The 12,052-nt window shown below is 41.1% G+C and carries 10 protein-coding genes; 6 read left to right on the top strand and 4 right to left on the bottom strand.

Annotated features, from left to right (window positions below; genetic code table 11):
* Positions 1–99 precede the first annotated feature (99 nt).
* Complete coding sequence (locus EHR01_RS18130; RefSeq protein WP_135696966.1) at positions 100–1,194, bottom strand: DegT/DnrJ/EryC1/StrS family aminotransferase; 1,095 nt, start codon at positions 1,192–1,194, stop codon at positions 100–102.
* A 142-nt stretch (positions 1,195–1,336) separates the two neighbouring features.
* On the opposite strand from EHR01_RS18130, the gene EHR01_RS18125 reads away from it, so the two are divergent.
* Genes EHR01_RS18125 through EHR01_RS18115 form a run of 3 tightly spaced genes read left to right on the top strand, consistent with a single transcriptional unit; the run spans position 1,337 to position 7,230 of the window.
* Positions 1,337–2,602, top strand: a complete 1,266-nt coding sequence (locus tag EHR01_RS18125) for a valine--pyruvate transaminase (protein ID WP_425269995.1) — start codon at positions 1,337–1,339, stop codon at positions 2,600–2,602.
* Positions 2,599–4,917 (top strand): hypothetical protein, encoded by a 2,319-nt coding sequence (locus EHR01_RS18120; RefSeq protein WP_135696962.1) that lies wholly within the window; start codon positions 2,599–2,601, stop codon positions 4,915–4,917. The genes EHR01_RS18125 and EHR01_RS18120 overlap by 4 nt, the downstream gene beginning before the upstream one ends.
* Positions 4,918–4,965: 48 nt before the next feature.
* Positions 4,966–7,230, top strand: a complete 2,265-nt coding sequence (locus EHR01_RS18115; RefSeq protein ID WP_135696960.1) for an arginine/lysine/ornithine decarboxylase — start codon at positions 4,966–4,968, stop codon at positions 7,228–7,230.
* A 52-nt stretch (positions 7,231–7,282) separates the two neighbouring features.
* Here the strand turns inward: EHR01_RS18115 and EHR01_RS18110 are convergent, their stop codons facing one another.
* Entirely contained in the window at positions 7,283–7,924 is a 642-nt protein-coding gene (locus EHR01_RS18110; RefSeq protein WP_135696958.1) for a hypothetical protein, read from the bottom strand.
* Between EHR01_RS18110 and EHR01_RS18105 the strand changes: the two genes are divergently transcribed.
* A complete protein-coding gene (locus EHR01_RS18105) occupies positions 7,923–8,957 on the top strand; it encodes a calcium/sodium antiporter (protein WP_135696957.1) in 1,035 nt (344 codons plus the stop codon). The two genes, EHR01_RS18110 and EHR01_RS18105, sit on opposite strands and share 2 nt — an antisense overlap.
* Here EHR01_RS18105 and EHR01_RS18100 read toward each other — a convergent pair.
* Both EHR01_RS18100 and EHR01_RS18095 read right to left on the bottom strand, forming a co-directional pair.
* Positions 8,947–9,873: a DNA-processing protein DprA gene (locus EHR01_RS18100; protein ID WP_135696955.1), complete on the bottom strand. Its 927-nt coding sequence runs from the start codon at positions 9,871–9,873 to the stop codon at positions 8,947–8,949. The two genes, EHR01_RS18105 and EHR01_RS18100, sit on opposite strands and share 11 nt — an antisense overlap.
* Positions 9,874–9,884: 11 nt before the next feature.
* A complete protein-coding gene (locus EHR01_RS18095; RefSeq protein ID WP_135696953.1) occupies positions 9,885–10,802 on the bottom strand; it encodes a tetratricopeptide repeat protein in 918 nt (305 codons plus the stop codon).
* Between the two features lie 50 nt (positions 10,803–10,852).
* Here EHR01_RS18095 and EHR01_RS18090 point away from each other — a divergent pair, with 50 nt between their 5' ends.
* Together EHR01_RS18090 and EHR01_RS18085 are read left to right on the top strand one after the other, a co-directional pair.
* Positions 10,853–11,281 (top strand): GNAT family N-acetyltransferase, encoded by a 429-nt coding sequence (locus EHR01_RS18090; RefSeq protein WP_135696951.1) that lies wholly within the window; start codon positions 10,853–10,855, stop codon positions 11,279–11,281.
* Entirely contained in the window at positions 11,278–12,051 is a 774-nt protein-coding gene (locus EHR01_RS18085; RefSeq protein ID WP_135696949.1) for an SDR family NAD(P)-dependent oxidoreductase, read from the top strand. Before EHR01_RS18090 ends, EHR01_RS18085 begins: the two co-directional genes overlap by 4 nt.
* Position 12,052: the final 1 nt, after the last annotated feature.

Here is a 12,052-nt window from a genome sequence, read left to right as displayed (position 1 = left end):
ACAACGATTCCTCCGTTTGAGGGAGGAATCTAAATTCAGAGGTGTTGGATACAATCTATACTCAAATAATGAGTCTAGAGAATAAAGTGCCGGCACCAATCAATAGATGCGTCGGATGGCTGTCGCAATCCGTTGTACATTATCTTTTGTTAGGTTAGGATAAATCGGTATACAATGTCCGCGTTGGAAAAGACGTTCTGCATTGGGGAATTCCAAAGGATTTTCTTCCAACACTCGATGAAGAGGTTCATCTACTGTTCTTTGTGTTCCAATATGAATGGATTTAAAATACCTTTGGATCTCTTCGTAGTTTTGTCCTGAAACAACAATGGGAAATCTTTGGAATGTATCTTCAGTTGGATTTTGAAAATAAGTTTCCAATCTTGAATTTTGAACTGCTTGTAAATACGCAGAAGCAATCTTTTTCTTACGTTCTAAGATAACACCGAGTTTGGAAAGTTGTTCAATTCCAAGTGCGGCTTGGTAATCCACTAAATTGTAATCATACTTAGGTTCACCAAAGTTACGTTTGGCGGATGATCCAGACTTATAAGATTTCACTGCATTCGAAAGAGAAACTTCAGAAGTGATGATCATCGCACCGTTTCCAGTAGTGATGATGTTTTCGGCGCTGAGGCCACAGATTGCGATTTTGGATTGTTTCCCAACAGTAATGGTTTCTGAGGTGGCGCCAATGGCTTCGGTAAAGTCTTCTACCACTTCCAAACCTTCGATGGAATAATCACTGAGACGAATGAGTGATCCAAAACTATGATCAAATAGAGCAAATCTTGCACCCGATTCATTTTTTTTGCGAAGGAATTCTTCTGGGCAAGGATGAAAGGAGTTTCGTTTCAAATCCACAAGCACTGGTTTGGCTTGTAAAAGAAAAATCGCATCTAGTGCCGAAATCGGAGCGTAACTAGAAAGTAAAACGGAGTCTCCTGCTTTTACACCTAACGCAAGTAATGCTAAGTGATATGCCGAAGTGAGGGAATTAGAAGAAATGGCATGTTTGATTTTGAAAGTATGGCAGAAGGTTTTTTCAAATCTTTCTACGATTTCGCCGGTAGAAAGGTGTTCGTCCACGAGACATTCTAAAACACCTTTTAGGTCTTCCCGAGATAGGGTCGGTTTAAAAAATTCGATATCTTTTTCTTTTCGAACGGGTCTTTGTATTGTTTCGGTGCTCATCCAACAGCACTCCTCTATATTATGTCACTTAAATACCCGATTTCTGAATTATGTCACTTCATTTTTCGAAATGAGAACATAATTTTAGAATTTCATTGGAAAAATGGTTCAGGAAGGAGAATGCCTCAGAAATATGACCCCCATGCCGAATCCTACCCTTTCCCTTTGGGCTAGTCGCCTCCGCCAAAACCAAGGAATCCGTTCCCTAATGGAAGATTTGGGCCAGGTGACGGGCCATCCCGATGAAATTCTCTTGGGAGGGGGAAATCCGGCCCATATCCCGGAAGCCGAAGAAATTTTTGCCGAAGCCTTTCAGACTCTCGCAAAAGATCCTAAACTTGGGGCCTTACTCGGAGACTACCAAGCTCCGATCGGGAATGATCGTTTTCGTTCCCTTGCTGCCGAGTATCTCTCACCTCATTTAGGTTATGATCTAAGGAAAGGCAATATTGCCTTTTTTAACGGCAGTCAAAATGCTTACTCCTATTTACTCAACATTCATTCAGGAAAGATGTTGGATGGTATTTTTAAAAAAATTCTTTTACCGATCGTTCCAGAATACATCGGTTATGCGGACCAATCCATCGAAGCAGATGCATTTTTGGCTACCGATCCAGAAGTGATTCCGACAGGAAATCATAGGTTTCGATACGGTTTAAACAAAACAGAGTTTGATCTTTCCAAGGTTGGTTGTGTGGCCTTGTCTCGCCCCACAAATCCCACGGGAAATATTTTATCAAACAAAGACATTGAATGGATGGAAGAAAGAACCAAAAAACAAAATCTTCCCCTCCTGATTGATTTAGCTTATGGGAATCCATTCCCAAATTTAATTGGATCGGAAGAACCAATTCATTACCGGGAAGGGAGAACTCTCTCCCTTAGTTTTTCTAAAATTGGACTCCCAGGGGTTCGTTTGGGGATGATTGTTTCCGATCCTGATACCATAGAGACCCTTTCCTCTTACGCTGCTGTAGGGAATCTTGCTGTGGGAAATTTAGGTGTTTATCTGATGGATATCCTATTTCGTAAAGACATCCTCACCAACCTTTCAAAAAACATCTTACGTCCGTTTTATGACCAAAAAAGAGAACTGGCACTCTCCATTTTCGAATCGGAATTCAAAAAACATGGAGTCGAGTATGAAATCCATGATCCTTTGGGTGGATTTTTTCTTTGGATTCGATTCCCCAACATGTCAGTCAACAACCATAAACTTTACCACCTTTGTAAAGATAAACGGCTCTTCATTGTTTCAGGACATTATTTCTTTCCAGGTTTAAACTCAGATTTTTCGCATACTCAAGATTGCATACGTTTGACATATTGTCGTCCAGAAGAAGAATTAGCCAGGGGAGCCCATATCCTTGCGGAAATTGTGGCCTCTCACCAGACGAAATCCGAATGAGTGAAGACAGCATTGATCTATCAGACACAGTCTTAGAGAATCCTTCGTCCAAAGACGAAAGTTCTAATGATAGACCTTCTGCGCAGTCTTACATTTTTTTGTCTGACTCGGTGGGAAGTCTTACACCCACAGCACGTTGTATCTTAGATGAACTAAAAGATTGGCATAAACGTGTAGAAAAACACGGCTCTAAAGAAAAACACGCATCCTATCTGATGACGGTGGATAAACTCCCCGAAGCATTAGGAAAGTATACAAACCTTGGTGCCCAAGGTCGTTCCGAAAGTTCTATCTTCCATGCTCTTAGACAGATTTTAGACATTGACCATCGTGGCCAAAACCGTGCTGCTTATGCTTATCCTTATCTCATTCGTACGGGCAGCAAAATCTCTTCCAAAATTGCACTCGTTGCACCGCAAAACGAAAATAAAACGGACACCCAACCATATCGATTGGCTTGTTTTCGTTTTTCGCAAGAACTCATCAAAGTATTACTTGAGAACCGCGCAAAAAAAGGAAGGAACTGGGATGATGAAAATCCGGGAACTCTTCTTTTACAAAAGAACAAAGAAGGGAACACCTGGCTCTATCCAAAACTTGGATCTCTTGAAGCAGAAGTTTCCTCATTGGTTCGAAAGGGATTTGGAAATTTACCTTATATCCCCATGCCAGACTTTCTCCAAGACTTCACTGTTTTTGCAAGAGAACAAAATCTTGCACTTCCCATTCTTGCCGATTACCATATTGTCATTGATGAACTGAACATCTTACCTGACGGAAGTTTCAAACGATTGCCAGAAGTGGTGAACCAAATCCTTGCCCATATGAATGGATTGGAACATTTCACAAAAGACCAACTCACCAAACTTGCAAAAGACGCAAAGTATGAGTCCTTTCTTGCAACTTTCAGTGATTATATTTCCAAACCAAAATTTTCTTCTTTAGAATCTAAAATGAATCCAGAAGAAGAGGTGAAAAAGTTTTTATCTATCATCGAAAACTTTCCTTATCCCACAGAAAAAGCTAACAAGTCTCTTTCCATCAAAGAAACAATCGATCTCAGTGTAAAAATTTTAAAAAGACTCTCAGAAGAAAAGGGATCAGTTCTCACTCGTAAAGACGATAGCATTTACGGAACTGTTAAAAATGCAGTCATTGCAAAAATTCCAGAACATACAAAAAATCACAATACCCTGCTTAGGATTGATTTTGAAGATGAGGTTGCAAAAGCGGGAATCACTTCAGAAGAAAAAGCAAACGAATACATCAAACGTTTGAAAGACGATGTATTTTCCGACCATTCTTATTATGAAGAAAAACTTCCTGATGGTAGAACTGTGTATTATGTAGTGGATCATGGTTATATGGCCGCAGTCATCCACAAACTAGCGTTTGAAGGCAGAACCAATCCAGAATACAAAAAGCAGTTGGGTTATGCAAAAATCATCAATCACAAACTTTCTAATCCCAAACACCCTGAACTCAACAACAAACTAAAACCTGAGTTAATTGCAAAACTCAATGCTGATGTCAAAAACATGGAAGTGGAAGAATTGGAGCGGGAACGTTCCAATGAAATTCGTTCTAGGTTCAATGCTGTTCCGGGGATATTGACATTTGTAGTCAGCACACTTATCTTTATCACCGGGGCTTATTACCTTCGTTCGGCGATGCCGATCTTTTTTGGTGTGCCTTTCTCAGTGGTCCTTGGATTTATGGCAGCAATTTACTTCCGAGAAAAATCCACAGAAGAGATTCGAGAAGATATCAAAAATTCGGGTAAGTTTTCTGGGATTGGGGATTGGGGGAAACCAACTTACAATTCTGGCTCCACTTCTTCCTATGAAGACGAAGCAGAGACATCCAAAAAAGAAGAAAAACTTTCTCATATCTACAAAGCCGCAGATAACTTCGTATTTCCAAAACGATTCAATAAAATCACAGATAAAGTTTTGGATCCAAAATCCTTACGTTCTCGGATTTACGAAAACTTGGACAATATCAAACGCAACAACATGACTCTCGGCAAAGAAAAAGATGACGATAAAGTGGCTTCTACTGTGGAATATGCGGTCTTACAATCGGTTTCTACCATTCTCATTCCCGATGATGTTGCCATTCGAGATCTTCCGAGCACCATTCTGATCAATCGTAACGATATGAAATCAGCACTCTTTCGTGGCCAACTTGCCGACTTCTACAGAGAAGAGATGAACAAAAAGAAATTCGATAAAAAACTAGTTAAGTACTACACCTACCTCATCAATACGGTTGAGATGGAGTATTATAAATACCTTCCGAAAAAACGAGTCTAAAAACTAAAATCATTTGATTCCCTACGGGTCACTCCTCCTATGGAGTTGATGTATCAAAACGGTATCGTACAATTTCCTATCATCATCATTGATGAAGATTTTCGTTCCGAAAATGCCAGTGGTCTTGGCATTCGAGCAATTGCAAAGGCCCTAGAAGGCGAAGGGATTGAAGTTCTGGGTGTGACCAGTTACGGAGATTTGACGAGTTTTGTGCAACAACAGAGCCGCGCTTGTGGATTCATCCTCTCCATTGACGATGAAGAATTCACACCTGAAACAGAAGGTGAAGTTCCCGATGCTCTACGCCAACTCAAAGATTTTGTGACGCAAGTGCGTCATAGAAATGCCGACATACCATTGTTTCTTTACGGAGAAACAAGAACCAGTCGCCATATTCCCAATAGTATATTAAAAGAATTACATGGCTTCATCCATATGTTTGAAGACACACCAGAGTTTATGGCAAGAGCCATTCACAGGGAAGTAAAATCATATTTAGATAGTTTGCCTCCTCCTTTTTTTCGTGCCTTAACACAATACGCACATGATGGAAGTTATAGTTGGCACTGCCCTGGTCACTCGGGTGGAGTTGCTTTTCTAAAAAGCCCCGTCGGTCAAATGTTCCACCAATTTTTTGGTGAGAATATGTTACGAGCTGACGTTTGTAATGCGGTAGATGAACTAGGTCAACTTTTGGATCACACAGGTCCCATCTCTGCCAGTGAAAGAAACGCCGCACGAATTTTCCAATGTGATAGTTTGTATTTTGTAACCAATGGAACTTCTACTTCCAATAAAATTGTTTGGCATAGTACAGTAGCACCAGGAGACGTTGTGATTGTTGACCGGAACTGTCACAAAAGTATCCTTCATGCCATTACGATGACGGGTGCTATTCCTGTTTTTTTAATGCCGACAAGAAACCATTTTGGAATCATCGGTCCTATTCCCAAATCTGAATTCAAATGGGAAAACATTCAGAAAAAAATTGCAGAACATCCTTTTGCCAAAGATGTAAAAGGAAACCCAAGAATTCTTACCATCACCCAAAGTACTTATGATGGAATTTTATACAACGTAGAAGACATCAAATCAGAGTTAGATGGTAAAATTTCAACATTACACTTTGATGAAGCTTGGTTGCCACATGCATCCTTTCACAGGTTCTACACTGGGATGCATGCCATTGGATCGGACAGACCAAGACCAAAAGAAAGTATGATCTTTGCCACACAGTCCACACACAAACTTCTAGCTGGTCTTTCCCAAGCAAGCCAGATCCTTGTGCAAAATAGTGAAAAAGAATCTTTAGATAGAAACTTATTCAACGAAGCATTTTTAATGCATACAAGTACCAGTCCGCAGTATGCCATCATTGCTTCTTGCGATGTGGCCGCCGCCATGATGGAATCTCCCGGTGGAAACGCCCTTGTGGAAGAATCCATTGAAGAGGCTCTCGATTTCCGACGAGCCATGCGCAAAGTGGATTTAGAACTCGAAGAAGATTGGTGGTTTAGTGTTTGGGGGCCAGAAGCTCTTGTCGAAGAAGGTGCAGGAGAAAGGGACGAATGGATCCTCAAAGCCAATGACCGTTGGCACGGGTTTGGTGATATTGCAGAGGGATTCAATATGCTCGATCCCATCAAAGCAACTGTCATCACTCCTGGAATGAGTGTGGAAGGAGAATTTGCTGATTGGGGAATCCCTGCTCTCATTCTCACTAAATACTTAGCAGAACACGGGATCATCGTAGAAAAAACAGGACTTTATAGTTTCTTTATCATGTTCACCATCGGGATTACAAAAGGTCGATGGAACACAATGGTGACCGAATTACAACAGTTCAAAGATGATTATGATTCGAACCAACCACTCTGGCGTGTGATGCCAAAATTTACGGCAGCTTATCCCAAGTATGATCGGATTGGGTTACGTGACCTTTGCCAATCCATGCATGAAGTTTACAGAGCAAATAATATCTCTCACCTAACAACTGAGATGTATTTGAGCCCTATGATTCCTGCGATGAAACCTTCGGAAGCATTTTCAAAAATGGCACACCGTGACATTGAAAGGGTTCCGATTGATGAATTGGAAGGTCGAATCACGTCAGTCCTACTCACACCTTATCCTCCGGGGATCCCACTTCTCATCCCAGGAGAAAAGTTCAACATGACCATCATTCGTTACTTACAATTTGCACGGGAGTTTAACTCAAAGTTCCCAGGTTTTGAAACTGATATCCACGGCCTTGTGGAAGAAAAGTCAGAATCAGGCCATGTGACGTACTATGTGGATTGTGTATCCGAATAAAAAAGATAAAGATCCAATTCCAGACCAAAGAAAACTCTAGTCTGGGATTGGTTCATTCCCATTCAATCATTTTCACCACATCTTTCAAACAATCTTCCCTAAATTCTTGATTTGGTTTCAAAGTAGGCAATCCAGAATACCATTTCCCATCAGGATATTTTAAATCGACCCAAAAGGAAAAGAGAGTGGTTTCTCCATTATTGTTTTTAATTTCAATGTTTAGAAGTTTTAAATCAGAAACACCCGTTTCTTTATAAAACACTTCTCCATTCCGGGTGCGGATCCGAATTTTTTTGGGAACTACTTCATAGGTGATCCCTTTTTTTTCTTCTCGTTTTTGTTTTAGTTCCCAAGAGTCAATTCGCAACGAGTCCAGTTCGTTCGTATTCAATTTCTTTTTATAAAGGATTCCATCTTTTGAATGTTCAAATGACATCGACTGACTGCCGCTAGATGATTCTCCACGAACCGTCCGTCCATCACAAAGGGTAAGGTTTAAAACCTTGGGTTCGGAATTGTCTTTGTCTCCACGAGCATTTCTTGGTTCTTTGGATTCTTCCTGAGGGAGGGAAGGAAGGTTTGGTTCCTTGGGCAATCGTGGTTCTCCGAGTACCGGAGAAAAAAATCCGAGGGTCCCTACCCAAAGAAAGAGTCGCAGTCGGATGAAGTTTTCCATATTCTGACCTTTATCCATGGATGCATTTCTTACTGCAACTTTTCAAACCCTTCCCTTGCCAGTTCTTTTACTCGTCATCATCGGCTCCATCCTTGTTTTAGGCAAAGCTGCTGACGTACTTGTCGATGAGGCAGTTTCCCTTTCCACAAGATGGGGAGTTCCCAAAATGATCATTGGGGCCACCATCGTGAGTTTGGGTACAACCCTTCCCGAAGTTTCTGTTTCGGTTCTTTCCGCCCTAGAGGGAAATCCAGGAATCGCACTCGGAAATGCCGTAGGTTCTATCATCTGCGATACGGGATTAATTTTAGGAATCGCCATTCTTATTTCCCCACCTGACATTGACAAACGACTTGTCAATCGCCAAGGTTGGATCCAAGTCCTTTCTGGATTTTTACTTGTGTTCGCTGCCCTACCTTGGGCCAACTTGTCTTCTGTTTTTTCCACTGGAGGAAGGATCGACCAAGGAACCGGTTTTGTATTTTTGGTTCTCCTTGCTGTTTATATTTATTTCAGCATTCGTTGGTCTCGTTCCAAACCAGGAGAAGTCGAAGCAGGGATTGATGCTACAACCGAATATGATGAATCCCCATTTTGGATTGTCCTTTTAAAACTGGTAGTGGCCATCACTCTTGTGATTTTATCATCCAAGGTTCTGATTCCTTCTGTCCAAGAAACAGCGGTTCGGTTGTCCATCCCTGATTCCATCATTGGAGCCACACTCGTTGCCTTTGGAACTTCTCTTCCGGAACTTGTCACCGCCATCCAAGCTTCTCGTCGTGGGCACTCCGAACTTGCTGTGGGAAATATCATTGGTGCGGATATTTTGAATGTTCTTTTTGTTTCCGGGGCTGCTGCTGCTGTGACTAAAAACGGGCTCGAAGCTCCTGTAAGTTTTTTTACATTCTACTTTCCATCCATGCTCATCGTTCTTGTGCTCTTTCGTTTAGGAATTGTTTTTTCAAAAGACAAAATCAAACGACCGTTCGGTGTATTTTTACTTTTTATCTATGTTCTTGCCACAGTCGCCGGATTTGTATTTAAAGGGTAAAGTCTAGGTCCCATCCACCATCTCTTCGTAATTTAGAAGGGATGGTTCGTTTGTTTCTCCACTCTTCATAACTTATCTCTTTACTTTCTAAAACCATTTCTTCTGTTGGAATTTTTTTCTCCCCAAATATCCTTTGTGCACCTTGCCGGAGGAGTAACCTTCCGCCTTCGTTATCAAATTGTTTGGGGTGATCAAACACAAAGATCTCTCGGTTTTGTTCCATTGCACTGTAGGCTGTAGATATGGTTCCTGATTTTCGACCGGATTCCATAATGTACACTTTGTCCGCAAGACCGGAGATAACACGATTTCGTTTGGGGAATGTCCATTTGGCAGGTTCTGTTTTGAGTAAAAATTCAGTGATGAGAAGTTGGTTTGGGTCTTCTTTGATTCGTTTGTAAAGATCCCGGTTCCCGGGTGGATATTCCATCCCTAAAGTGGTTCCAAGCACTCCTATCACCGGAAGTCCAAATTCTAATGCCGAAAGAAAGGCTTCCCGGTCAATCCCGAGTGCCATTCCCGATACAACCGCAAAATATTTGTTTGTCGATAATAATTCCACAAGTTTCCTAGTGGCAGAAAGAGATACTGGCGAAGATTTTCTTGTCCCAACAATCGCCGCCAACTGAAACTGCAAAACCTGAAGATTTCCCAAACAGGCAAAAACAAAAGGAGGATCATAAATTTCCTTTAAAGGTTTTGGATATTCTGGGTCATAAAAACTGACCAGTTTCCAATGAGGATCTTTTGATTTTTCCCATTGGATACATTCTGCCAAACATTGGTTCCAAAACTCTTCCTCAAAATAGTGAGGAAGAGCCAGGTATAAATCTGAAAAATTGGTAAACTGACGCCAAAGTTTTGTTCTACGAAGAAAAGAAGAAATTCGCGGATGGCCTAAAATCGAAACTACCACAAAGAGAGTGGTCAGTTAGATTTGTTTTGGGCCCCCAATTGGTTTAAGTTTTTAATGACATTGCGGTAAGAAGAATTCTCTTCTAATGGTTCCCGGATGTTTCCTTTTTCTTTCATCTCTTCCAGTATGGACTTGATCCGAGTGTATTCATCATATGCTAAATTTGATTTTCCTATCTGGTATAAAAAATTAGCCTTTGCAAACCGTGTTGGAACATTGTATGGTTCTTTGCGTAAAATTTGGTCGAGAAGGGAAAAGGCTGTTTCCACTTCATCATACCCATTCGAAAGTTTTCCATTCCAAGCTTCATCCTTCAATGAAGAATCGAAATACACAAGTGCCAATTGAAAAGGAAACCGAGAATCCTCTTTGTCTAGTTTCGAAAGTTGTTTAAAAAGTCCAATGGCACGATTTCGTCTGACAGGCTCCCATCCCATATCTTTGGATGCATTGGCATAAGCCACAGCAGTTTCATATAACAACTGCTTGTCTAACTTCCCTGTCTGGATGGCTTTTTCAAAATAAGGCAATGCAGACTCGTAAGAATGGATTTCAAATCCACCTTGTTTGGCATTCGGTAAGGATTCACCCATAGCTTCTTCATAATACCTGGCTCCTAAATCAGAAGAACCAGCCCGCATATAGGCCCTGGCAATTTTCCAGGAAAGGGCAGCGGCTTGGTTGGACTTTTGGACCATTTTCCGAATCCGTTTGTCCATCTCTTCGATTTCGGCCTCTTCCAAAGCCAACTTCTCTTTCCAATTCACGATGTCTTTTTCGGAAGGAAGCTCCCCTCCAATCCGTTTGCGGTATTTGGATTCGGTCAGCGATTTGAGATAGTCACAACCAACCAAACTAAAGCCAAGCAGGAGGAAAAGAAAACCTAATGGCAAGGAAACCAAAGAAAACCTGCTGTTTTTTGTGCCCATCAGTTCGATTTTAGTTTCTTTCTTTTGGATGAAAAGAAAAAAATGTGATTATGTCTCATAGTTTTCGAAGGCTGGGTGAAGCCGATCTTTCCCTTCTCCTCCAATGGGAATCTCTCTGTTTTCCAGGAGAGGAATGGACAGAAAAAATGATCCAAACCCATTTAGAATTCCATGTGGCTTTTGGTTTGGGAGATCCAGAAACAAAGTGTTATGCGCTTGTTTGTGAAACTCCTTGGGAGATCGAAATCTTTCGGATCGCAACACTCCCCAACTATCGAAAGTTAGGTTTAGCAAAAGAACTTTTGATGGCACTATTCCAAGAATTTCCTAAAAAAGAATTCTTTTTGGAAGTGAAGGAATCAAACATTGCCGCCATTGGTCTTTACCAATCCGTCGGTTTTATTGAATTAGAAAGACGTAAAAAATACTATCCGGACGGATCCACAGCTGTCCTGATGAAAAGGAATCCATCAGAATGAAAAATGCATATGTCACAGGCGCATCCCAAGGAATTGGAAAAGAATTTGTTCGTGCTCTTGCGAAAGACTATAATGTCTTTTTAATTTCCCGAACGGAATCCGATTTAAAAAAAGTAATTTTAGAACTAGAACCAAAATCCAGAGGGATTTTAAAATATTTTGCACTGGACCTTACCAAAAAAAAAGATGTGGAAGAACTCGCTGAGATCATCGCAAAAGACAAAGAAGCCGAACTTCTAGTCAACAACGCAGGATTTGGAACTGTCGGTGAGTTTGCCGCCCTCCCACTCGACAAAGAGTTAGATGAAGTCAATCTCAATGTCAAAACTTTAGTACACTTAAGTCACGTAGCACTAAACCGATTTAAAAAAAATAAAAAAGGTTATTTGATCAATGTGGCGTCTATCGCTGGTTATTTGCCAGCACCGGGAAGTGCCATTTACGCTGCCACCAAAGCATTCGTAAAATCTTTCACAGAGTCCATTCATGAAGAAGCAAAACTTCATGGGATTTTTGTCCAAGCACTTTGTCCTGGACTCACTCATTCCGATTTTCACCAAAGAGCAGGGATTAACAAATCTAAATATCCATCTTTTATGTGGCAAGATGCAGATGTAGTAGTAGAAGAATCGTTAAATGCCCTTCATTCTAATCAAGCGGTGTGTATTACTGGTTCTTTCAATCAAGGAGCAGTCACTGTATCCGAGTTAATCCCACGCGGTTTCCTGCGTAGGTTAAGTGGGAAGTATCTCAAACTAGAAGAGGAATAGG

It is taken from the genome of Leptospira mtsangambouensis, from assembly GCF_004770475.1.
In the GTDB taxonomy this organism is placed as follows: domain Bacteria; phylum Spirochaetota; class Leptospiria; order Leptospirales; family Leptospiraceae; genus Leptospira_A; species Leptospira_A mtsangambouensis.
This window is presented reverse-complemented; position numbering and strand designations above follow the sequence as displayed.